The organism is Rickettsia helvetica (assembly GCF_963970025.1).
GTDB classification, from domain to species: domain Bacteria; phylum Pseudomonadota; class Alphaproteobacteria; order Rickettsiales; family Rickettsiaceae; genus Rickettsia; species Rickettsia helvetica.
This window is the reverse complement of sequence record NZ_OZ018776.1, coordinates 717,639-741,005: the sequence shown is the minus strand read 5'-3', so window position 1 is coordinate 741,005 and position 23,367 is coordinate 717,639. Positions and strand designations below refer to the sequence as shown.

The window sequence follows — 23,367 nt, the reverse complement described above, 5'->3', positions numbered from 1 at the left end:
CTAAGCCATAGAATAATAAACCATTGCCACCCTTTTAGACAAGAGGTGATTTTTTTAATATATCGGATGATGAGATGATTTGCCACGGAATATATAATAACAATAGAATATGTAGCCAAGTATGACAGGTAGAAATATCCCAGCCCCTATCAACAGTAAAGACTGTGACTCCGGTGCTGCTGCTGCGGTTTCAAGCGTAACTTTATAAGGAACGATATATGGCCATATACTTATCGCAAGCCCTAAATATCCTAATAAAAATAACAAGATCGTATAAATAAACGGCTTTACTTCTTTTTTCTGCTTAACGGCTTTAATTAACTTGATAAATATTAAAGCCGTTACAATAGGTACAATCGATAAATAGTAAATATTAGGTACACTAAACCAACGATGATTTATGTGGTTATTTAAGAAAGGAACCCATAAGCTTACAAGCCCCATAAAAAGTGCAACGTAAAATAAAATATATAAAGCAGATTTATAAGCCCAATCTTGTGTTTTCTTTTCTGTTTTCAGAATAAGCCAAGTAGCACCCAAGAGTGCATAACCGAATATTAATGCTATCCCCGTCATAATGGAAAAGGGAGTAAGAAAATCAAAGCTCCTCCCTGCAAATTCTCGTCCTTCTATCTCTATTCCTTGGACAAACGTACCAAGCATTAAACCTTGACAAAAAACAGCAAGCATAGAACCGAAATGAAAAGCGTAGTCCCAAATATAACGATGACCTATATGAGCCTTAAAACGGAATTCAAAAGCTACACCGCGAAATATTAGACCGAGTAACATCAATGTAATAGGAATATATAAAGCCGGCATTAATAGTGAATATGCCAGCGGGAAAGCTGCAAATAAACCACCGCCGCCAAGTACTAACCAAGTTTCGTTACCGTCCCAAAAAGGAGCAATAGAATTAATCATTTTATGACGGCAATCATCAGTAGGTGCAAACGGAAATAAGATCCCTACTCCTAAATCAAAACCGTCTAATAAAACATATAAACAAATAGCGGTAGCTATAAGCTCACCCCAAACAAGCGGTAAATCTATATAAGGTGCAAAATTTAACATAAGCTTATTACTTTTCTAATAATGGGTTATTCAAACCGATCTCTCCGTACATTTCTTTATTATCTATCGCTTCTATACCTTTCTTTATCAAATGCATTATATAATATATACCCGCTCTGAAAATGATCACATACACTACTACAAAAGCAATTAGAGAAATAAATACATATTTGCCAAGTACCGGTGATACCGTATCTACGGTTTTTAAAATATTATATACTATATAAGGTTGTCTACCTACCTCGGTTACAAACCAACCGGCAAGTACTGCAATAAAACCTGAAGGTGACATTAATATATACCAATATTGAAACCAATGCGTAGTATATAATCTTTTCTTCAAGTAAAGATATAAGCCGGCTACACCTGTAAATACCATTAAGAAACCGATTCCTACCATAATACGGAAGCTAAAAAATACCACAGCAACCGGTGGACGCTCTTCTTTTGTCCATTCTTTTAATCCTTTCACTTCACCGTCTAAGTTATGCGTTAAGATTAAACTACTAGCATAAGGTATTTCTATAGCATATTTTGTTTTTTCTTCTTCCCCGTCAGGAAAGCCGATAAGATTAAAGGCCGCTCCTTTTTCCGTATTCCAAATACCTTCCATAGCCGAAACTTTAACCGGCTGATATTTAAGAGTATTTAAACCATGCAGATCACCGATAAATATTTGAATAGGTGCAACGATTAACGCCATTAACACCGCCATAAAAAGCATAATTTTAGCATGCTCTTTATAACGATTATTTAGTAAATAAAAGCTACCTACACCACCAATAACAAAAGAAGTAGTTAAATAAGCCGCTGTAATCATATGGAAAAAGCGATATGGGAAAGAAGGGTTAAAGATAATTTCTAGCCAATTTAAAGGATAAAAGAATCCTTCGCCTCGCAGTTCAAAACCAGCAGGCGTATGCATCCAGCTACTAGCTGCAAGTATCCAAAAAGCTGAGATTACAGTACCAACGGCAACTATTAACGTAGAAATAAAATGTACTTTTTTACTGACTTTATTAAAGCCGAATAACATTATACCTAAAAAAGAAGATTCGAGGAAAAAGGCAGTAAATACTTCAAAACCGAGAAGCGGACCAAGGACATTTCCAACCTTATCTGAAAAATGTGACCAGTTAGTCCCGAATTGATAAGACATTACGACGCCTGAAACTACTCCCATACCGAAAGTAACGGCAAAAATCTTCACCCAAAATTTGTATATTTCTTGATAAACCGGCTTTTTTGTTTTTAACCATAACCCTTCAATTACCGCTAAAAAGCTTGCAAGCCCTATAGTAAAAGCAGGAAATATTATATGAAAACTTATGGTAAAAGCAAACTGAATCCTCGATAATAATACTTGATCAAATTCCATATTTAAGCTGCTGTTTTAAGATAATAAGCTTTTTGACAATAACAATACACTCCAAGCGTAATGAAGAGTAGACGAAGTTTAATTTGGAAAAGAGTAATCGGTCTATAAGACAAGGAGCGGAACATACACTTAATACGTGAGTACCACAGTACTTATAGGACGACTTAGCTAATTTTTCAAATTAAACGAGTATACAGTATTTGATTTAATCATCCACCTTTGCTATTATTAAATTCTATCTGATTAGTTTTAACAAATTTTCCTTTTTCGGAGTTCCAATTATAATGAACATTTACTATTCTTACTTCTGTAACATTAATATCACCATTGGGCAATTGCGTTACATCATACCCTTTTTGGATAGAATCCGTAATTAATAAACTTGCTTGACAAATATATTTTACATCAAAGAACGGAGAATCATCTTCCTTAGACTTTTCTTGTTCTTCTAAAAAATTATTAGATAATTCTTTTTCTTGCATTTCTAATGATTTTGAAGTTATTTTCTGAATTTTGTAGCATTATTTAGGGTAAGAAGCAAGGCTTGTTTATTATTTTTCCATAGTATTTAATATTTTTAGGTATATTTTTGCAAAATAATTAAATTAAAATATGCTCCAAAATAACACGAAAATATATTATTTTAAAATCGAGGTACATTATCGTGATAAAATACCCTACTTTATCTAAATCAACATTTAGCTTAGGTATTTATTTTTTAAAATTCGATAAAGTTAAAATTACTTTATTGACTGTAATTTGTATTTTACTCGGTATGATTCCGGCAATTGATAGTATATTACTTCAGAAAATCATTGATCTAATTGAATCTTGCAGCGATGAGAATGCTAATAATCTTTTATCTCCCATGATTTACTGGGCAGTATTTTATGCTCTTTGGTGGGAGAGTATTAATATAGCATATCGTTCATATGATTATCTATATCTAAAAACTATGCCCGTAATAAAAGGAAAAATACTAAATGAACTTTATAATTATACCCAATATCATAGCCATAAATTCTTTCAGGATAATCTAGCAGGACATATTAGCAATCGTATTACTGAAACCGCAAGATCGTTTGAGATGATCATTTCGATATTCGGCGAAAAAATTCTTCGTAAACTAGCAATTATTGTATTTGCATTAATTGCTTTATATTCGGTACATTACGTTTTTGCTACGATATTTATTTTATGGATTACGGTTTTTTTAGGGCTTAATGTTCTTTTTTCGGATAAAATCAATAAATACTCATTAAATTATGCTAGAAGCCAATCTTTTGTTGCTGGTAGTATCGTAGATGCAATTAGCAACATTAATGCGGTTAGAATGTTTACAGCCCATAAATTTGAACGTCAACATCTAGAAACAAGAGTAGAAAATGCCGTAGCTGATGAGCAGACTATGCAATTCTTTATGTTCAAATTGCGTTATGCTCTTGGGACTTCTTGTTCAATAATGATTTTTATAATGATCTATTATTTATCTAGACTTCGTAGTGAATTATCTATAAGCATAGGTAATTGCGTATTAGTTCTAACATTATGTATAAATGTAGCAGACGATATTTGGGATTTAACGCAAGAAATCGGTGATATGTTCGAACAGGTCGGAGCATTTAATCAAGGCTTATCCCTAATGGCACCGCATATTATAACTGATATTGAAAATGCTACTCCTTTAGATATCAAAGAAGGTGTTATTGAATTTAGAAATGTTACGTTTAATTATCATCATAATAACAATCTATTTTATAATAAATCGGTATTAATACCGAGTAAACAAAAAGTAGGGCTAGTCGGATTTTCCGGTTCAGGGAAAACCACTTTTATTAGTTTACTCACTAGGTTACATGATATAGAAGAAGGGATGATTTTAATAGATAATCAAAATATTAAAAACGTAACTCAAGATTCTCTAAGAAAAGCTATTAGCCTTATACCACAAGAACCGGTACTTTTCCATCGTACTATTTTGGAAAATATCAGATACGGAAAAAAAGAAGCTACTCTTGAGGAAGTTATAGAAGCAGCAAAATCTGCACATATCCACGATGTTATCGATAATTTACCGGACGGTTACGATACTATGTGCGGTGAACGGGGGAATAACTTATCAGGCGGTCAGCGTCAAAGAATTATTATAGCAAGAGCTATCTTAAAAAATGCTCCTATTTTAATTCTCGATGAAGCAACAAGTAGTTTAGATAGCGAAACGGAAAGCCTAATTCAAGAGTCAATGGATTATTTAATGCAAAATAAAACCGTGATAGTTATTGCTCATAGATTATCTACTTTACTCAATATGGACAGAATTTTAGTTTTTGAAAAAGGTAGTATAATCGATGACAGTAGCCACGCAGAATTACTAAAAAATAGTAAGCTATATCAAAAATTATGGAACTCACAAGTTAAAGGGTTGATAGTGTGAGGATGTGTTATCTATCGTCATAAGCTACGGAAATTGCGGTGTTGTTGCATGGATACCAAATCGTCATTGCGAGGAGCGGAGCAACGTGGCAATCTTGTCAAGTATCCTGGGAGCTTGCTTTGTCAATTACTTCGTAGTTTGCCTCGCAATGACGGAAAATTGAACCATACAACAAGCTCGACAGTACCAGTCTCCACCTTTAAACTAAGTCAGTATGAGCCTCTGCTTCTCCTGCTACTTCAATATAAATCTCTTTCTCTTTCAGCCAATTTATTACAGTATTATATTTTATCTTCTCATCAAATGTTATCTCACCTTCAACATTACCTTTAATAATATCTCCAATTTTTAAAAGGCATAAAAACTTCAAAGACGGTGCCAATTTAGCTATCTTTGCTCTTAATTCTATTAATGGTTGTGTTATAAAATCATCTGAATCCAAATTCACTTGTTTTGAAAATGTATTTAGCTCTAATAGGCTTTTAATATACTCATCCTTAGAAACAGCTTTTATAACCGGCAATATGTCTGCTTTCCATTGAACAAATCCAGCTAAATCTTTCTTGTCAATAGCCCCTATTGCCTTGCAATCATTCTTACGAAATGCGGATTCTAATTTTAAAAGAGCTTTCAAAGGTTCATAAATTACTTCCATGTCACGGATCATTTGACCGTTAGAATACAGTACATCTGGATTAGCACCGTATTGTAAAAATACTTTTATCATATCTATTTTATTTTGCTTATCCTTAGGCCCCTCAGCCAAATAACTTCTACCTAAATATGTTAACTGTTCAAATATGGTCTTTTCATTATCCATATTTATAACTTCCATATTAGCGCACCATAAGCAAGCAATTTAGTTACCATAGCTATATCTTTGTATCTGAAGGTAACTATTTCTAAACAAGAGAAAATTTTCCTCCCCATGTAATTAGGATCAGCTCCATTTTCAAGTAGAAATTCTACCATATCCAGATGCCTGGCTTCTATAGCATTATATAAGGGGATCATACCAAAATCATCGGCAAATTTTATATTTGCTCCTTTTTTAATTAAAAGCCTAGCTATCTCTTTCTGATTATTAATACACGCAAAATATAAAAGACTTCCAGCAGCAGCATCCGATATATACGCTACTTTATTTGGATCAATACTTAAAGCTGTTAACAAAGTATCAACTAAATCGTAATCACCTTGTTGAATTGCTTTAGCTGTAAAATCTCTAGGATTTCTTGCTATTTTAGCTATATTGATGTATGCCCCATAGTGCACACTATCAACATCTTTATTTGGATCTTCAATAAAAGCGGTGAATTCTTTGACAAAACTTTCTCTAAAAAATTGATATCTTTTTATTTCATCTATATTATTAAATCCCATAGTTTGCTGTTCTTCTATATCTTTACCGCTTAATATCTCATAAAATTTATTCCTAATTATATCATCAGTTATTTCTATTTGTTCTACCTGTTTCTTCATAATTTTCCCCTTTGTTAATCAATTAATAATATTTTTATATTATATAGAAAAATATTGATTAGTCAATAGATAATTAATTTATTAATTACTTATTAATAAATAAAATCTTATATTAAATATTGTAATATGCTGTTATAATCGCTTTTTTAGCTACTGGTGTTCTAATAATGAAACTCTCTGATTTTGACTTTGACTTGCCAAGTGAACTTATTGCACAATATCCATCTAGTAAACGTGACCGATCGGATTTACTAATTGCTGCTACGCCGCCTATTAAAACTAAATTCTACAACATAATAGATTACTTAAAAGAAGGTGATTTATTAGTCTTTAATAATAGCAAAGTGATTAAAGCAAAGTTACATTTGGGGAGAAATATTACTATCAACTTAAATAAAAAATTATCAGATATAGTCAATTCAGTTGGATTTGCATACAAGGAGCAAGGAGCGAAGCCTATAACTAATAGGAGAGCGACAAGTGACATAGTAGGCGAGTCCAAATCAATTGACTATAATAGTTGGTCGGCTTTTGCAAAACCAGCTCGTAAACTTAATATAGGCGATGAATTTTATTTTGATAATCATAAGGTAATCATTACCAAAAAATTTGCAATGGGCGAGATTAACGTAAAATTTGAACTTGATAATATTTCGGTATTTGAATTTTTGGACAAATACGGTGAGATGCCGCTGCCGGTTTATATTAGGAGATCATTTAAACGTCATTGCGAGGAAGGACGCAGTCCTGACGCGGCAATCTCGTTACAAGATCCTGAGATTGCCACGGCATCCCAAATAATGCCTCGCAATGACGATAAACTAGACCCTCTACGCTATCAAACTGTCTATAGTCAAATAGAAGGATCGGTTGCAGCACCAACAGCAGGCTTGCATTTTACAAAGGATATAATTGATAAGCTTAAGGCAAAAAATATACAAACCACATTTTTAACATTACATGTGGGAGCAGGAACTTTTTTACCTGTAAAAACCGAAAATATTCATGAGCATAAAATGCATACCGAATATTGCTCTATTACTCCTGAAACTGCTGAAATCATCAACAAAACAAAGCAAGAGGGAAGACGCATTATTGCAGTCGGCACTACAACACTTAGAACACTTGAGAGTTCTTGCAATAACGGCATCGTAAAAGCCGGTGATTTTGAAACCAATATTTTCATAACTCCGGGTTTTAAATTTCAAACAGCCGATATGCTACTTACTAATTTCCATTTTCCTAAATCTACTTTATTTATGCTTATATGTGCTTTTGCCGGATTTAAAGAGATGCATGAACTATATAAATATGCTATAAAAGAAAAAATGCGTTTTTTTAGCTATGGCGATGCAACACTTTTGTATAGGAAAGTATGAATAGTATCAAAGAATATTTTTTTGTAAATCTAACCACATTACCCTTTATAGAAGAAATTTGGCTTTTTGGCTCACGCGGGCGAGGTGATAATACTGAACGTTCTGATATTGATATTGCCATCCTCTGCCCTAATACAAATGAAGATGATTGGCAGCAAGTTTTAGAAATAATATATGATGCAGATACACTTTTAAAAATAGATTGTGTACGATTTGATACATTAAATGACGATGATAAGCTTAAATAAAACATCGTTAATTTTAAAAAAATTCTTTATAAAAAAGGTTCACGCTAATGGAAGAAATATTTTGGGCAGATTATTTTAGAACCTTGGGACAAGCTATACAACGTTTACACGAGGTTATAGAAAGAACTAAAGTAGATAAAGATCCTATTTTTTTAGATGCTGCTATTCAGCGATTTGAATTCGTAATAGAGCTATTTTGGAAAGTACTAAAGAAAATACTAACCCATGAAAAAATTGATAGTACTACTCCAAAAGATGTCCTAAGTAAAGCTTTTCAATTTAGTATGATCGATGATGAAAAAATGTGGCTTAAAATTGTTAGATGATCATAATATTACTTCTCATGTTTATAAATATGAAGATGCAAAACGAGTTTTTGAAAATATTAAATTATACTTACCGATTTTAGAAAAAACATATAACAAACTAGAGAAAAAATATTTTGGATGATAAAATCCTCTACTGCATTAATACTAGATTCAAAACAAGCTGCTTTATTAGAAGAATTAAAACCACTGGCAATAGAACTTAATAAGCCAAAAAGTTTATTTAAATTCTTTAACCAAAATAATTTAAAAAACGGAATTTATTTATACGGTCCAGTGGGCAGTGGTAAAACTATGCTTATGAATTCTTTTTTTGAAGCGATAAGCATACCTAAGACTATTCTACACTATCAGAACTTTATGCAGGAAATTCATAAATCTATGCATAAATTACAAACGGAAAATCAAAAAGATATCATACCTAAAATTGCCAAAGATTATGCTAAAAAAACTAGAGTACTTGGAATAGATGAATTTGAAATTAAAGACATAACCGATGCAATGATAATCGGTAGATTATTTAATGAATTAATAAAGCAAAATATTTTTATTTTTATAACCTCTAACACGAGTCCCAATAATCTTTACAAAGACGGGTTACAACGAGAATCTTTCCTACCTTTTATAAAGATAATCAATAATACATTTTATGTTAAATATCTAGATAATCACTATGATTATCGATTTGATAAAGCGTTAGGAGTTAAAGGGGCAAGGATAATTTATCCCTTAACTTTAGAAAACCAAAACAAACTTGAAAAAATTATCACAGATATTAGTGATAATAATCTTGTTTCTCAAAATATACAGGTTTTAGGTAGAGAAATATCGTTTCAAAAAGTGTATAAAAGAATATTAGTAACAGATTATAATGAATTATTTGCAAGAGACTTAAGCTATATCGATTATGTTAATATTTGCCAAAATTTCAACGTTATTATAGTGGGGAACGTTCATACTATCGATGCTAATGATACAAATACAGCCGTTAGATTTATCAATTTTATCGATAATGCCTATTTCTATAAAATACTTTTATTTATGAGCTTAGAAGATAACCCAAATAAAATATATCAAGGTTCAGCACGAGCCACAGAATTCAAACGCACTATTTCAAGACTAAATGAAATGAATAGCGAATCTTATTTATTAAATAATGATTTTAAGAATTAACTTCCTTAAGAGGCTATCTGTAAATAAATTCATCAATATTGATCTTTATATCGTCTTCTAAATGCTCTTCTATTGTCTGATCTACATAAAAAGGATAATAATCTCGCATGACATATAATTTGCCACTCTTTTATCAAAACTTCTAGAGGGAGTTGTGCCGTGATCAATCTCTACTACTTTGCATTTTGGAGCCGCAAAAATAAGATTACAAATCCTGATCCGTGCGGTCCAACTATTATTTTTGCTTTATTAAAAAGCCGGGCCTGTTCATACGGGGAGGATAGCTCTAGATATATTATCTTAAAACCGAGTTTCTCAATTTTTTCTATTAACTCTTCTTCATTAACTATTTTTCAGGTAGAAGCGTATTTACGAGAAATATATATTTTATCGTATGCTTTACTATTATCTTTAATAAAAATATTTCTTAAATATTTTTTTAGCAATAAAGGCAAAGGTGTACCTTTTACCGGAATAAACGGTACAGATGGAACAATTAGTCTAGTAGACTGAATTATACAGTCACTATTTACTACAAAAAGCTTATCTTCCGGTATATCTAAATAATTTAATACTATTTCTAATGACTTAATTTGCCATGAATATTTTAAATTATTAAATAGATACGATCATATTCAAGATCTGATTCTTTTAATATAATTAATCTAGGCAAAATTTGTAGCAGCTAATGATACCAATTTTCAGAACCAGAAGATAAAATTACTGCTAATTTTCCATTAAAATATAAAGGATTTTCTGTATTAATATCTCGTTTTTTATTTAATAAACGATGTTAATCACCTAAGCTTATTTGAGTATCTTGTAGAATATAACCTTCTTGAGTTAAAATTCCACCTTCATTAATTACTGTGCCGTTTGGTAACTCTAAAATAAATTGATCAGTATTTTTTTAAATAGTTTTTTAATTTCTATGTTAGATTTCAACGATTCTCTGGAAATAAATTGATGTTTATTCTTTAATGCGTAAGCATTACTAATATAGAAAAAGGTGAAAATTATGAATATAAAATATCTCATAAAGAGAAAGAAAGATAATTAAAAATTTGCATTGCAAGCTTGGCAGCGACCTACTCTCCCATGCCTTATGACATAGTACCATTAGTGCTATGAGGTTTCACGTTCGAGTTCGGGATGGGATCGTGTGTTTCACTCATGCTACAACCACCAAGCTAGCAATACAAACTTTTAAAAGATAGATTTGTATTAGTTTGCTGTTAATATTGCTGCACGACTCAAAAAAAGTCTTAACATTATATCCTAACTTTTACTACGATACTCAGCAAAATAATTTTTACTGGATACCGTGGTCAAGCCATGATATGACATTAGTCATGCAACAACATCTTTATTAGTTGATAAAGCTGTATATAAACCTGATAACTTTGTGAGTTGATACTACATTAGACCTATTCGAAAACCCTACTTCTAGGGGTAATTTGTACGTCGATCCGGTACTCAAATCCTCACGTACTAAGTGTACGCTACGGTTCTGTGTTCCGTGTCTCCTTCAAATTCCTCCCTATAAGCAAATTTCTAAAAAGGTTTATTCTTATAGAATTAACACTATATGCATATGTAATCTCACAGCAAAGTAAATCAATCGAGCTATTAGTATCGGTTAGCTACACACATTACTGTGCTTCCACACCCGACCTATCAACGTGGTGGTCTTCCACGGCTCTAATAGGGAAGTCTAGTTTTGAGGTAGGTTTCCTGCTTAGATGCATTCAGCGGTTATCCCTTCCGTACTTAGCTACCCAGCTGTGCCGTTGGCACGACAACTGGTCCACCAGGGGTACGTCCACCTCGGTCCTCTCGTACTAAAGGCAGATCCTCTCAAACTTCCTACACCCACGGCAGATAGGGACCGAACTGTCTCACGACGTTCTAAACCCAGCTCACGTACCACTTTAATCGGCGAACAGCCGAACCCTTGGGACCTTCTCCAGCCCCAGGATGTGATGAGCCGACATCGAGGTGCCAAACGATTTCGTCGCTATGGACGCTTGGAAATCATCAGCCTGTTATCCCCGGAGTACCTTTTATTCGTTGAGCGATGGCCCTTCCACTCGGGACCACCGGATCACTATGACCGACTTTCGTCTCTGCTCGTCTTGTCAGACTCGCAGTCAGGCTAGCTTATGCCATTGCACTCTAAAAGTTGATTTCCGACCAACCTGAGCTAACCATCGCGCGCCTCCGTTACTCTTTGGGAGGCGACCGCCCCAGTCAAACTACCCACCATGCATTGTCTCGGATCCTGATTCAAGGATCTCGGTTAGATATCAAGAACCAAAAGGGTGGTATCTCAAGGGTGACTCCACAAAGGCTGACGCCTTCGCTTCGTAGTCTCCCACCTATCCTGCACATCTGATTTCTAACACCAGTGCAAAGCTATAGTAAAGGTTCACGGGGTCTTTCCGTCTGACCGCGGGAACTCCGCATCTTCACGGAGAATTCAATTTCGCTGAGTCGATACTGGAGACAGTGGGGAAATCGTTACGCCATTCGTGCGGGTCGGAACTTACCCGACAAGGAATTTCGCTACCTTAGGACCGTCATAGTTACGGCCGCCGTTCACTGGGACTTCAATTCAGAGCTTGCACCCCTCCTTTTAATCTTCCAGCACTGGGCAGGCGTCAGACCCTATACGTCGTCTATTGACTTTGCAGAGCCCTGTGTTTTTAATAAACAGTCGCTACCCCCTAGCTTGTGCCACCTGCACATGGTTGCCCATATACAGGTCATCTTTCTTCCGAAGTTACAGATGCAATTTGCCTAGTTCCTTCAGCATCGTTCTCTCAAGCACCTTGGTATACTCTACCTGTCCACCTGTGTCGGTTTCGGGTACGGTCTTTATGGACCTCTCACATAACTTATTTCTAGAGGCAATTTGTGCGTCGATCCGATACTCAAATCCTCACGTACGCTTATGTACGCTGCGGTTTTGTGTTTCGTGTCTCCTACAAATTTCTCTCTATAAATAAGTTATGTGAGAGGTCCATGTGAAGGTGTTATTTCCTGGAAAATATTCACTGCACAATCAATCCAATAAGACTGTACAATTTACTATTTTCGTCACATCCTTCAGGTTCAGGAATATTAACCTGATTCCCATCGATTACGCCTTTCAGCCTCATCTTAGGGGCCGACTAACCTTGCACAGATTAACTTTATGCAAGAACCCTTGGACTTTCGGTGAGAATGTTTCTCACATTCTTTATCGCTACTTATGTCAGCATTCTCACTTCCGATACCTCCAGCAAACCTTACGGTTCACCTTCGCAGGCTTACGGAACGCTCCGCTACCATTTATGCCAAATGCATAAATCCGCATCTTCGGTACATGACTTGAGCCCCGTTACATTGTTGGCGCAAGAAAACTTATTTAGACTAGTGAGCTATTACGCTTTCTTTAAATGATGGCTGCTTCTAAGCCAACATCCTAGTTGTTTTGGTCTTCTCACATCCTTTAACACTTAGTCATGATTTAGGGACCTTAGACGGCGGTCTGGGCTTTTTCCCTCTCGACTATGGACCTTAGCACCCATAGTCTGTCTGCTATGCTGTACTCGTCGACATTCGGAGTTTGATTGAGTTTGGTAAGTCTGTGGGACCCCCTAGCTCATTCAGTGCTCTACCTTCGACGGTAATCGCTATAACGCTCTACCTAAATAGATTTCGCGGAGAACCAGCTATATCCGAGTTTGATTGGCCTTTCACCCCTAACCACAACTCATCCCCTACTTTTTCAACAGTAGTGGGTTCGGTCCTTCAGCGGATTTTACTCCGCTTTCAACCTGGCCATGGCTAGATCACCCGGTTTCGGGTCTAATTCATCTAACTAAACGCCCTATTCAGACTCGCTTTCGCTATGCCTACACCTAATGGCTTAAGCTTGCTAGATAAACTAAGTCGCTGACCCATTATACAAAAGGTATGCCGTCACAAGACATATAAATACGCTTGCTCCGACTGCTTGTAAGCATTTGGTTTCAGATACTATTTCACTCCCCTTGTCGGGGTACTTTTCACCTTTCCCTCACGGTACTTGTTCACTATCGGTCACTAGAGAGTACTTAGGCTTAGAGGGTGGTCCCCCTATGTTCAGACAGGATTTCACGTGTCCCGCCTTACTCAAGGACTTCAAACTTTTTACCTATACAGGACTATCACCCTCTATGGTCAACCTTTCCATGTTGTTTTAGTTATTTTTTTGAAGCCACTGGCCTGGTCCGCGTTCGCTCGTCACTACTAACGGAGTCTCGGTTGATGTCCTTTCCTCCAGCTACTTAGATATTTCAGTTTGCTGGGTTTGCCTCATATAACTATGTATTCACTATACAATACCTAATAAATTAGGTGGGTTTCCCCATTCGGAAATCTTCGGATCAAAGTTTATTCGCAACTCCCCGAAGCTTATCGCAGCGTATTACGTCCTTCATCGCCTTCTAATGCCAAGGCATCCACCAAATGCTCTTATTATATTTACTTACGCTTTTTTACTTGAGACTACACGATGCATACAGAATTAATTTCACAATTATTTTCAGTATCTACTCACGATATAAATTTTTATTATCGCGGTGTATTTAGTTTTTAGCTTTATCAACTTTTTAAACAGCTACAAAGTTTTATGTTTCAAACTTTGTGTGGTGATTTTATATCTATATTTTAAAAGCTTGTCAAACACTAATTTCAAATAATTTTAATTTTATTTTTTATGAGGGAGCTTAAAGTTATTTTAACCTCTTTTTAAAGTAGGCTTTATCGGCTTTTTGTTTAGACCTACGGTCTCTATTTTGTATCTACCTTACCGTTAAAATCTTCAAAAAATAATCTGCCTTTTTGTAAAATATTATTTACTGCTTTCATTTTTCCTTCTCTGCTTATCAAACCGCTTTGAGTTTTAACAAACAATAATTTCAAAGAGTTAGTTAATATTTTTTAATATGTATTAAAAAATATTGTTCATTATTATAAAGCGGCTATTGATATAATTATGCATTGCTCTTTCCACGCAATATGGTTTTTCTAAAAAAAATAATGAAAAATGATAACATAGCAATAAAGGGGAATTTTTATACTCCATTAGGACAATACAAATTATTTGGGTCATTAAGTTATACAATGGAAAGCCACATAACAGAGTTTAATAATCATCTAAAAACAAAGTTTGATATAATTGAATTAAAACCTCAAGGGAAACGTCATGGTCAATATGGAATATATGCATTTACAAAAGATTGCGATGGCAATACTTTAAGCGTTCCTCAAGACTATACAAAACACTTAAAAAATTCTTCTACTGAGGGTTACACAGATAGCGAAAGCCAAGAGATCTGGAAAGAAATCAAACCAAAAATAGTAGAATTAAATAACGATTTTGAAAATAGAATGAATAAATTTAAAAATTCTATAAATAAGGATAATTATGAACCGATGCTTACTTATCTCCTCACTCCTAATTATTACAATAAACAGCACTTTCTTATTCATCTGATCTATCTATATTGGATGAAGTGATATTGCCTTTAATATATAATGGACTTGATCTCCTTAAATGTTTAGGAGATTCACAAATTTTACCAGATAATGCATAAGTAATTTCATCGTAAATAAGGATAAATCTTATCCTTATTTTTCATTATTCTAATATTACTCCTTTTAAAATATTTGTACCATGCAAGAACTCGGAAGTAGGCAAAGCTCGTTTTCCTTCTTGCTGCAAAATTTTCACTCGTAATATACCGCTTCCGCAAGCTATTTCCAGCTTATCGCTAATAACGGTACCGGAAGTAAAGTGATGATCCGCATTTAAATATTCTGCTTTAAGGATTTTAATTATTTTATCATTATAACTAAAATATGCTCCAGGCCAAGGATTCATCCCTCTTATTTTACAATCTATTTTATATGCAGATTCATGCCAATTAATCTTTCCTTCTTCCTTTGTTAGTTTATGAGCATACGTAACACCGTCGCTTGACTGTTTTATCGGTACTATATTATCGATATTTGCAAGTGTTTTTATTAGTAATTCAGCTCCTAAATTAGCACATTTATTATGCAATTCTTTCAGCGTTGTTCTTTCTTCTAAATCAAAATCTTCTTTCATCAATATATCGCCTGTATCAAGCCCTGCATCCATACGCATAATACATACACTACTTTTTCGGTCACCCTCTATAATGGTACGCTGCAAAGGTGCTGCTCCTCTATGACGAGGCAAATCGGACGGATGGATATTAAGACAACCGTATTTTTTAGCTTCTAATATAGCTTTCGGCACAATAAAACCATATGCAATAACAACTATAATATCAGCATTAACTTTATTAATTAGATTTATTATTTCATCATTACGAAGAGTAGAAGGAGTATAAACAGGAATTTGATGCTCAAATGCTAATTGATGTATCGGGGATTTAGCTAGGTTAAGTCCTCTACCCTTAGCTTTAGGTTGCTGTGTAAAAACAGCCGTAACTTCGTGATGAGTTATAAGTTTTTTAAGAGCGGGAACGGCGAATTCAGGCGTTCCCATAAAGATTACTTTCACACTATATTATTTTTGAGTTTCTTAAGCTTACGAAGCACTACATCTCGTTTCAGACTACTTAAATAATCAATCATGAGCTTACCTTCTAAATGATCATACTCATGCTGGATAACTCTTGCAAGCCAATCATTTGCCTCAAGCTCTTGTTGCTTGTTATGATAGTCTAAATACCTAATCTTTATAGATTCCGGTCTCGCGACATCAACACGTTGCTCCGGTAATGAAATACAGCCCTCATTAGCTATAACTAGCTCTTCTGATTTTTCTATTATTTCGGGATTTACTATAAAAAGCGGATAAAAATCTTTTGGCCTTTCTACTGGATCATGATCCTTTATATCAATTACCATAATACGTTTTAATACTCCCACCTGCACGGCAGCGAGCCCTCCCCCATCCTCATGGTACATAGTTTTAACCATATCATCCATAAATTTCCGTGTTTGGTCGGTAACTTCTAAAACCGGTTGAGATTTCTGCCTTAATCTTGGATCAGGTGCTGTTACTATTGATAATATTGACATAATTTAATCTTAATATTTTATTTTAATATACCATAAAACCCACTACATGTAAAGAAAAGCAGCAAACCTATCTAATTGTGGCAATAGTTGCATAATAAACTCACCTAATAATAATAATTTATTGAGTTAATAATATTTAGTAAAAAATAATAGCAAATATCAGATAACATGTTAATAAATAAGGCTTGCATAAAATTAAGGAGGAATAATAATGCATTGGGGTGATATTGAAGAAATTGCTGAACAACTCGAGGAACATTGTAGCGGTCAGTATAATGAAAAAAAAAATCATTATCAAAACTAGAAAAATTGATTAGAGATTTTGAAGATAAAGATAAAAAAGTTGAAGAAGTTACGTTAGAAGAAATTCTAGATAAGTGGGAAGAAATACGAGAAATGAATTAAGTAGTTATTTTCAGGCATTTATAAATTAACTTTATAAAAATATATTATAAATAACAATAATATAGCAACTGCCTGAAAAAACACTCTCAAAGTCATTAGCTTTGAGCTAAATTTCTTATCAAACTTTCCTCCGATAGCCATCGACACTACCCCTGTAACAAGAACCGCAACGGTTAAACCAATCGCGATTAATAACCATATCATAATTTATTACCAATATATAACTTTCCACACAAAGATTATAACCTTGTTGCGTGGATATCCAATCGTCATTGCGAGGAAAATTATAAAGTAATTTGACGAAGCAATCTCAGGAGTTTGTTATTATTTCATGAGATTGCCACGCAGCCTATGGCTGCTTGCAATGACGACTTAGGTATCTACGCAAAATGCTTTTGCAGGAATGACATCGAGAGCCTTTTAAGAGCTATGCGGGAATAACAACGCCTCAGCCCTTACACCTCTTCAGGTTGCTCTAAACCTTCTTCCTCTAATTCACTATCCTCTTCACCATCAGCACTTTCAGCAATGAGAGAAACAGATACGACTTTTTCACCGTCATCTAGCTTAAACAGGATTACACCGCTAGTGTTACGTCCCGTAATACGCACTGACTCAAGTTTACAGCGAATTAACTTGCCATTATTAGTGATCAGCATTAACTCATCATCCATTTTGACCGGCATAACACTGACGACTAAACCGGTTTTGTCGTTAATATCCATATTGATTATACCGCTACCGCCACGATCGGTAATTCTATAACCATATGCTGAGCTTCTTTTACCGAAACCGTTCTCTGTAACCGTCAAGATAAATTCTTCGGAATTTGCCATTTCTAAAATAGCCTCAACAGTTAAGCTTACACCAAGTTCTTCAGGATTAAACGCCTCACCTTTAGCAATTTCAAGTCTCTGCTCCCACGGCACAGATAAATAAGCATCTCTATCTTCTTTTGTACTACTAATACCTTTAAGCACAGTCATAGAAATCACGAAATCATCTTTGGCTAGTTTCATACCTCGTACCCCATCGGAAGTACGACTTTTAATAACACGCAATGATTCAACAGGGAATCTTAAAGCTTTACCAGCTTTGGTGGCAAGTAAAATATGCTCGTCTTCTTTACATGGTTTTACGTCAATTAATTTATCGTCCTCATCAAGCCTAATAGCAATTTTACCGTTTGACTGAATCTTCTTAAAGTCTAGCAAATCGCTCCTTCTGATGTTACCCTTGGCAGTTGCGAACATAATATTTAAATTATCCCACTCATCCTGATTTTCAGGTAGCGGCATAATATTCGTAATATGCTCATTTTCTTTCAGCGGTAATATATTAACCATCGGTCTTCCTTTACCTTGCGGATTACTTAAAGGAAGCTTATAAAGCTTTAAGCTATAAACCTGACCGATATTTGAGAAGAACAACATTGGCGTATGAGTACTACTGACAAAAACTTGCGTGGTAATATCTTCATCACGCATTGAAAGCCCTGATCTTCCTTTACCGCCACGTTTTTGCGAACGATAGCTACTTAGAGGTACACGTTTGATATACCCACCAAGCGTTACGGTTACTACCATCTCTTCACGCTGAATTAAATCTTCTATATCTTGATCAAATTCGCCGAATTCAATTGAAGTAAGACGAGGAGTCGCAAATTCTTCTTTAACTTTAATTAGCTCTTCCTTTAAAATCTCAAGTAACCTTGTACGAGAGCCGAGTATATTAAGATATTCGGTGATTTCCGTAGCGAGGTTCTTTAAATCCTCTTCAAGCTTGTTTTTCTCCATAGCGGTCAGGCGTTGCAATCTCATTTCTAAGATTGCCTTAGCTTGCACTTCGGTAAAGTTACATTTGCCTTGCTCATTTAACATTGCTTTATCATCAACCAGCTTTACAAGAGGTAGGATATTTAATGCTTCCCACTGGCGAGCCATTAATTCTTGTTTAGCTGTATTCGGGTCATTTGAAGCTTTAATAATACGTATTATTTCATCGATATTACTAACGGCAATAGTTAGTCCTAGTAAAATATGTGCTCTATCTCTTGCTTTATTTAGCAAATATATAGTACGGTTAGTAATTACCACTTCCCTAAAACTAACGAAAGCTGCGATTACTTCTTTCAAATTCATCACTTTCGGTAGCCCGTCTTTAAGAGCAAGCATAATAACACCGAAGCTAGTTTGTAGCTGCGTACATGCGTATATTTGATTTAAGACTACTTCAGCAACTACGTCTTTCTTTAACTCAATAAAAATCCTTACACCGTTTTTATTCGATTCGTCACGTAAATCACTTATACCTTCTATATGCTTTTCCTTAACCATTTCAGCGATTTTCTCAACGAGCCTTGCCTTATTTACCATATACGGTATTTCGTTAATAATAATTGCTTGACGATTATTACCGATATTCTCAATCTCGGCTCGACCTCGCATAATGATACTACCTCTACCGGTAAGATATGCCGATCTAATACCGCTAATACCTAAAATCATTGAACCCGTAGGGAAATCAGGTCCTTTAACAACTTCTAGTAAATCTAAAATTTCTATATCATTATTATCTATATATAAACAGCACGCATCGATAACCTCACCAAGATTATGAGGCGGGATATTAGTTGCCATACCGACCGCAATACCTCCGCTACCGTTAACCAATAAATTGGGAAACATTGCAGGAAGTACAGAAGGCTCTTCTTCAGAACTGTCGTAATTAGGGTTAAAGCTGACGGTCTCTTTATCGATATCCTCTACGAGCTTATGTGAAACTTTAGCCATTCGAGATTCGGTATATCTCATTGCTGCCGCCGCATCACCGTCCATCGAGCCGAAATTACCCTGCCCATCCACAAGCGGCAGACGCAAGGAAAAATCTTGTGCCATACGTACTAACGAATCGTAAATAGCACTATCGCCGTGCGGATGGTATTTACCCATCACGTCACCGACTATTCTAGCAGATTTTCTATAAGGTTTACTAGCATGATTACCGGCTTCATGCATGGAATAGATAATTCGGCGATGTACCGGCTTTAAGCCGTCCCGAACATCCGGTATAGCTCTACTTACTATAACGCTCATAGCATAATCAAGATAAGATACTTTCATCTCATCTTCGATATTTACCGGTACTAAATTAGAAGAATATTTATCAGTCACGATTACTTAGCCTTAAACTTAATGAATTATATTTAATAATAGAGACATAATAAATTTCTTTCAAGGATTGCTTGTATTTACTTTTTGCTTTGAAAGGCAGTATTAAACCTCCTTTCTAAAGGAGGTTTAAAATAATGTGTATCCAAGATAAAAGGGGATTTTCATTTTGGATACTAATTTAATTTGATCCTAAAATTTCTACACAATATATTATCTTCTATACTAGTATCACTTTGAAACTCATAGAATGGATTAGTCAAACTTATTGCTTTATATAATTGGTTATTCTCTAATTCTATAGTCTAATTCCTTATTGATGAACCACGCATTTATATTTTCGTCATAGATAAATAAATCTTTAGCTGATGATTCTAATTCATTTAAATCATCTCTAGAAAATCCGATTTTACTTAAATCATTGTTAATTCTATTAATCAAATATCCTCTTTCTATTAATAGCTTTAGCAAGCCATATTCACCAAATTAAGTGTGCTGTTCCTACACAACATACAATATCTTTATTATATTCTTTAAAGTAATTGATCTATTTTAGTTATCCATGCTGTGTTACGTTGTTTAATGGGCATTGGGCTATCATCTGATGGGATCATATCTGTCAATATATGCCCTTTCAAATATTCTAAAGACATGATATTCATCCCTCTTGAATCGTCTACACAGGAAATAACATAATTCTCAAGGCACTTTATATCTATACCTTGCATGGTGTTTGCCTCATCCAAGTTCAGCACTAACTTTCCTTCTTATAGATTAATGTCTTGCTAATTCAAAATCCATACCTTTATGTCCTCCGTCTAGAGCAGCAAGCATTATAACCCTTCATGAGATAAATCATGTAATTTAAGATTTAATTCCGATTTATGAGATAAAGCTTTTGCTGCTATCTTTAATATTCTTGGATCAATATCATCATGTGTACTATCAGCATTTTCATTTAGCAAATTTAATTTTGCACAAAATTGTAATCTCTCTGAAACAGATTTTTCTCCATCTCCTTCGGTAATAAGTATTTTCTGTTTCAATAAAAATTCTTTGGCTACCGTTGGTTAAGAAATCTATGCTTAAAGAATGTACTAACCCTAATAAATAAGCGGATTTATTACCACGACTAAATTCAAATAAAAACATACCAAACTTCAAAAAATTAATTAATTTTAACTAAACTTAAGTATATATATTGAGCTAAGTTTTATTGTCAATAAGGATTTTTAGAGAAGTAGAAGGTATTGCCTAGAAAAAGTTGATAATTTGAAAAGTTTACGTCTGAGCTATGGAAAATTACGAAGTAATTGACAAAACAATCCAGTAAAAAATGCTAATTTATAGCATTTTTTTAATCTTTTTCTGGATTGCCATGCTCCTTTTAGTCGCTCGCAATGACGATATCAACCGTTTCTAGGCAATGACATAATCGTAAGAGTTAACAAACTTTATTATATATTAGAATTATTTTATACTTTCTAAATATAATGAACGCTGCTCTATTTTTTTTATTTCATCTACTGTTACCTGTTCTTCTAGCGTTTGTTTAAACTTAGATCTTAGTTTTTCTAAATCTTTATTTTTCTTAGAAATCGGTAATATTTTAGATAATAATTTATTATTTTTGTTGAACATGTAATTACTCCCTATTGATTAAACTTAAATTGCTCAAGTTTCAACCACCGAAGAGAAATAAACTCTTGGTGGTCTATGTATTTAATAAGTGTTTAGAATAATGCATAATTCTAGATACTGTAAGGAGGTAACGATGGTGGTCAGGTTATTAATTTAATTATAATTAATGAACCGTGCCCCGGTGTGTTCTCCTTACTTCATTTGGTTCCAAACAAATCAATAGAGCAAGGGGTTATTCACGATCAACCATTAAGATCAAGTGAATAACCCCCTTGCTCGTACATGGGACAGGAGAGAAAAACATAACAAAGCATATCTTTATAGGTATCGATGTATCTGAAGATACTTTAGACGTCTGGTTACACCCATTGAATAAATATAAAGTTTTTAATAATGATCAATAACATTGTTAAAAACAAACGACCTTGGCAGGAGCAATATAAACAAATTATCTTGACTTCTTAAACACAATCACCAGGGCGTTAGTAACACACCATATAGAACAACAGCTATGAACAGTAGCCACGCAGCATTACTAAAAAATAGTAAGCTATATCAAAAATTTAGGCTTTAGGCTTAAAGTTTACACCTTAAACCTTGGACATACCTAATATCTCCCCGACCATGAAAAAGTTGAGGAGCATTTTTAAATGGGTAATGCTAACCATCTGTGTAAAGGGCTTTGAAACCCCGGAATAATGTCGCCGCTATTCCTGCAGGAGATTTTACTCAATTTTTTAAAAATGTCAATTATCTATCGATATCATTCCTGCAGAAGCAAGAATCCAGTAACCTTTAATGTCATCCTAGCTAACTTGATTGCGGGTTCTAGTCTTTTTTAATTTTTTTCTAGACTCCATGGTCAAGCCACGAGGTGACAATGGAAAGAGCCGGATACCTGCTTTTAGCTAGGACATTGAGGCATACAATAATACCTTTAGTAGGTTAAACTAACAAACCTCTATAAGGCTATGGTGGGAATCGCCAATCAATATCCTAAAGCCTTCTCCTTCATTATCATTATGATCAAAATTATTTTTAGAACAACAAAACTTGAATTTAATATCTTTAAAGTTGAATCTAATATCTTTAATAAGAATTGCATCTATATCATTTGATTTAGTATCATATATCCATAAAATTTCTGCTCCGTCCCAAACAATCTTTTTCTCATTCGACAAGCTTATGGTGTTATAATTTTTAACTTCTGTAATAACCTGAGGTTTAGCTCTAACCGAAACTCTTGTCTCATCATTTGAAAAAGAAATAGGGTTGGTATGCGAAGTACTAACATTTCTGATTTCCACTAGGTTTAAATTAACTATAGGGTTATCTATAATAACACGCACTCCATTCGCATTTATTGTTTCATTAACTAAATTATTATAAATATCGGAGGGACTCCCAAATGTAAGCGTATCACCACCTACTACCGGACTACCCGATGCTCCTAGATTCTCTACGCTAGCACCATTACGTATTGCTGTATTTTCTGGCATAATCTTTACCTTATTTTTTGTTAAAAAACTATTATACACAAAATTATAAATTAA

23 protein-coding genes, 2 rRNA genes and 4 pseudogenes are annotated in these 23,367 nt (G+C 34.3%); 10 read left to right on the top strand and 19 right to left on the bottom strand.

Annotation, left to right across the window (positions count from 1 at the left end; genetic code table 11):
- Positions 1-54: 54 nt before the first annotated feature.
- The 3 genes from cydB to AB1146_RS04430 all read right to left on the bottom strand — a co-directional run bounded on the left by cydB (position 55) and on the right by AB1146_RS04430 (position 2,934).
- Complete coding sequence (cydB, locus tag AB1146_RS04445; protein ID WP_010423624.1) at positions 55-1,074, bottom strand: cytochrome d ubiquinol oxidase subunit II; 1,020 nt, start codon at positions 1,072-1,074, stop codon at positions 55-57.
- A gap of 7 nt (positions 1,075-1,081) precedes the next feature.
- Positions 1,082-2,452, bottom strand: a complete 1,371-nt coding sequence (locus tag AB1146_RS04440) for a cytochrome ubiquinol oxidase subunit I (protein ID WP_010423625.1) — start codon at positions 2,450-2,452, stop codon at positions 1,082-1,084.
- A gap of 209 nt (positions 2,453-2,661) precedes the next feature.
- On the bottom strand, positions 2,662-2,934 hold the full coding sequence (locus AB1146_RS04430; protein ID WP_010423626.1) for a DUF2671 domain-containing protein: 273 nt from the start codon (positions 2,932-2,934) through the stop codon (positions 2,662-2,664).
- A gap of 182 nt (positions 2,935-3,116) precedes the next feature.
- On the opposite strand from AB1146_RS04430, the gene AB1146_RS04425 reads away from it, so the two are divergent.
- Positions 3,117-4,886, top strand: a complete 1,770-nt coding sequence (locus tag AB1146_RS04425; protein ID WP_010423627.1) for an ABC transporter ATP-binding protein — start codon at positions 3,117-3,119, stop codon at positions 4,884-4,886.
- A 199-nt stretch (positions 4,887-5,085) separates the two neighbouring features.
- On the opposite strand, the gene AB1146_RS04420 is transcribed toward AB1146_RS04425, so the two are convergent.
- Together AB1146_RS04420 and AB1146_RS04415 are read right to left on the bottom strand one after the other, a co-directional pair.
- Positions 5,086-5,706 carry a hypothetical protein gene (locus AB1146_RS04420; protein ID WP_355403587.1) on the bottom strand — a complete coding sequence of 207 codons (621 nt, stop codon included), beginning with the start codon at positions 5,704-5,706 and terminating at the stop codon, positions 5,086-5,088.
- A 2-nt stretch (positions 5,707-5,708) separates the two neighbouring features.
- Positions 5,709-6,368 carry an ankyrin repeat domain-containing protein gene (locus AB1146_RS04415; RefSeq protein WP_010423629.1) on the bottom strand — a complete coding sequence of 220 codons (660 nt, stop codon included), beginning with the start codon at positions 6,366-6,368 and terminating at the stop codon, positions 5,709-5,711.
- A gap of 167 nt (positions 6,369-6,535) precedes the next feature.
- On the opposite strand from AB1146_RS04415, the gene queA reads away from it, so the two are divergent.
- Genes queA through zapE form a run of 5 tightly spaced genes read left to right on the top strand, consistent with a single transcriptional unit; the run spans position 6,536 to position 9,494 of the window.
- The gene (gene queA / locus AB1146_RS04410; RefSeq protein WP_010423630.1) at positions 6,536-7,747 is read left to right on the top strand and encodes a tRNA preQ1(34) S-adenosylmethionine ribosyltransferase-isomerase QueA; all 1,212 of its coding nucleotides are present in this window, start codon (positions 6,536-6,538) and stop codon (positions 7,745-7,747) included.
- Positions 7,744-7,995 (top strand): nucleotidyltransferase domain-containing protein, encoded by a 252-nt coding sequence (locus AB1146_RS04405; RefSeq protein WP_010423632.1) that lies wholly within the window; start codon positions 7,744-7,746, stop codon positions 7,993-7,995. Before queA ends, AB1146_RS04405 begins: the two co-directional genes overlap by 4 nt.
- 47 nt (positions 7,996-8,042) lie before the next feature.
- Positions 8,043-8,321 carry an HI0074 family nucleotidyltransferase substrate-binding subunit gene (locus AB1146_RS04400; protein ID WP_010423633.1) on the top strand — a complete coding sequence of 93 codons (279 nt, stop codon included), beginning with the start codon at positions 8,043-8,045 and terminating at the stop codon, positions 8,319-8,321.
- The gene (locus AB1146_RS04395) at positions 8,311-8,445 is read left to right on the top strand and encodes a nucleotidyltransferase domain-containing protein (RefSeq protein WP_010423635.1); all 135 of its coding nucleotides are present in this window, start codon (positions 8,311-8,313) and stop codon (positions 8,443-8,445) included. The genes AB1146_RS04400 and AB1146_RS04395 overlap by 11 nt, the downstream gene beginning before the upstream one ends.
- Positions 8,442-9,494: a cell division protein ZapE gene (gene zapE / locus AB1146_RS04390; RefSeq protein WP_010423637.1), complete on the top strand. Its 1,053-nt coding sequence runs from the start codon at positions 8,442-8,444 to the stop codon at positions 9,492-9,494. The genes AB1146_RS04395 and zapE overlap by 4 nt, the downstream gene beginning before the upstream one ends.
- Before the next feature lie 173 nt (positions 9,495-9,667).
- Here the strand turns inward: zapE and AB1146_RS04385 are convergent, their stop codons facing one another.
- Positions 9,668-9,790 carry a glycosyltransferase 61 family protein gene (locus AB1146_RS04385; RefSeq protein WP_232203715.1) on the bottom strand — a complete coding sequence of 41 codons (123 nt, stop codon included), beginning with the start codon at positions 9,788-9,790 and terminating at the stop codon, positions 9,668-9,670.
- Here AB1146_RS04385 and AB1146_RS04380 point away from each other — a divergent pair.
- Positions 9,732-10,007 (top strand): hypothetical protein, encoded by a 276-nt coding sequence (locus AB1146_RS04380; protein WP_232203716.1) that lies wholly within the window; start codon positions 9,732-9,734, stop codon positions 10,005-10,007. The two genes, AB1146_RS04385 and AB1146_RS04380, sit on opposite strands and share 59 nt — an antisense overlap.
- A gap of 562 nt (positions 10,008-10,569) precedes the next feature.
- On the opposite strand, the gene rrf is transcribed toward AB1146_RS04380, so the two are convergent.
- The 4 genes and pseudogenes from rrf to AB1146_RS04360 all read right to left on the bottom strand — a co-directional run.
- Positions 10,570-10,684, bottom strand: a 5S ribosomal RNA gene (rrf, locus tag AB1146_RS04375).
- A gap of 233 nt (positions 10,685-10,917) precedes the next feature.
- Positions 10,918-11,048 (bottom strand): annotated as a pseudogene (locus AB1146_RS04370) (palindromic element RPE1 domain-containing protein); the annotation flags it as partial.
- Between the two features lie 54 nt (positions 11,049-11,102).
- Positions 11,103-14,009: ribosomal RNA gene (locus tag AB1146_RS04365) — 23S ribosomal RNA — on the bottom strand.
- Positions 14,010-14,259: 250 nt separating this feature from the next.
- Positions 14,260-14,441, bottom strand: a pseudogene (locus tag AB1146_RS04360) (hypothetical protein); the annotation flags it as partial.
- Between the two features lie 120 nt (positions 14,442-14,561).
- On the opposite strand from AB1146_RS04360, the gene AB1146_RS04355 reads away from it, so the two are divergent.
- Positions 14,562-15,041: a hypothetical protein gene (locus AB1146_RS04355; protein WP_156790192.1), complete on the top strand. Its 480-nt coding sequence runs from the start codon at positions 14,562-14,564 to the stop codon at positions 15,039-15,041.
- Between the two features lie 121 nt (positions 15,042-15,162).
- On the opposite strand, the gene fmt is transcribed toward AB1146_RS04355, so the two are convergent.
- Entirely contained in the window at positions 15,163-16,074 is a 912-nt protein-coding gene (gene fmt / locus AB1146_RS04350) for a methionyl-tRNA formyltransferase (protein WP_010423641.1), read from the bottom strand.
- Positions 16,071-16,598, bottom strand: a complete 528-nt coding sequence (gene def / locus AB1146_RS04345; RefSeq protein WP_010423642.1) for a peptide deformylase — start codon at positions 16,596-16,598, stop codon at positions 16,071-16,073. The genes fmt and def overlap by 4 nt, the downstream gene beginning before the upstream one ends.
- A 211-nt stretch (positions 16,599-16,809) precedes the next feature.
- Here def and AB1146_RS04340 point away from each other — a divergent pair.
- Positions 16,810-17,003 (top strand): annotated as a pseudogene (locus AB1146_RS04340) (Fe-S cluster assembly protein IscX).
- Between the two features lie 18 nt (positions 17,004-17,021).
- Here the strand turns inward: AB1146_RS04340 and AB1146_RS04335 are convergent.
- From AB1146_RS04335 to AB1146_RS04310, 6 genes and pseudogenes are all read right to left on the bottom strand, one after another.
- A complete protein-coding gene (locus AB1146_RS04335; RefSeq protein WP_010423645.1) occupies positions 17,022-17,207 on the bottom strand; it encodes a twin transmembrane helix small protein in 186 nt (61 codons plus the stop codon).
- 251 nt (positions 17,208-17,458) lie between these two features.
- Positions 17,459-20,176 carry a DNA topoisomerase (ATP-hydrolyzing) subunit A gene (gyrA, locus tag AB1146_RS04330; RefSeq protein WP_010423647.1) on the bottom strand — a complete coding sequence of 906 codons (2,718 nt, stop codon included), beginning with the start codon at positions 20,174-20,176 and terminating at the stop codon, positions 17,459-17,461.
- Positions 20,177-20,458: 282 nt separating this feature from the next.
- A complete protein-coding gene (locus AB1146_RS04325; RefSeq protein WP_156790193.1) occupies positions 20,459-20,614 on the bottom strand; it encodes a hypothetical protein in 156 nt (51 codons plus the stop codon).
- Between the two features lie 392 nt (positions 20,615-21,006).
- Complete coding sequence (locus AB1146_RS04320) at positions 21,007-21,219, bottom strand: hypothetical protein (protein ID WP_010423650.1); 213 nt, start codon at positions 21,217-21,219, stop codon at positions 21,007-21,009.
- Between the two features lie 249 nt (positions 21,220-21,468).
- A pseudogene (locus AB1146_RS04315) lies at positions 21,469-21,576 on the bottom strand (lytic transglycosylase domain-containing protein); the annotation flags it as partial.
- Between the two features lie 67 nt (positions 21,577-21,643).
- On the bottom strand, positions 21,644-21,814 hold the full coding sequence (locus AB1146_RS04310) for a hypothetical protein (protein ID WP_010423651.1): 171 nt from the start codon (positions 21,812-21,814) through the stop codon (positions 21,644-21,646).
- Between the two features lie 272 nt (positions 21,815-22,086).
- Here AB1146_RS04310 and AB1146_RS04305 point away from each other — a divergent pair, with 272 nt between their 5' ends.
- A complete protein-coding gene (locus AB1146_RS04305) occupies positions 22,087-22,218 on the top strand; it encodes a hypothetical protein (RefSeq protein WP_269572106.1) in 132 nt (43 codons plus the stop codon).
- Between the two features lie 546 nt (positions 22,219-22,764).
- Here the strand turns inward: AB1146_RS04305 and AB1146_RS04300 are convergent.
- Positions 22,765-23,313, bottom strand: a complete 549-nt coding sequence (locus AB1146_RS04300) for a hypothetical protein (RefSeq protein WP_010423652.1) — start codon at positions 23,311-23,313, stop codon at positions 22,765-22,767.
- Positions 23,314-23,367: the final 54 nt, after the last annotated feature.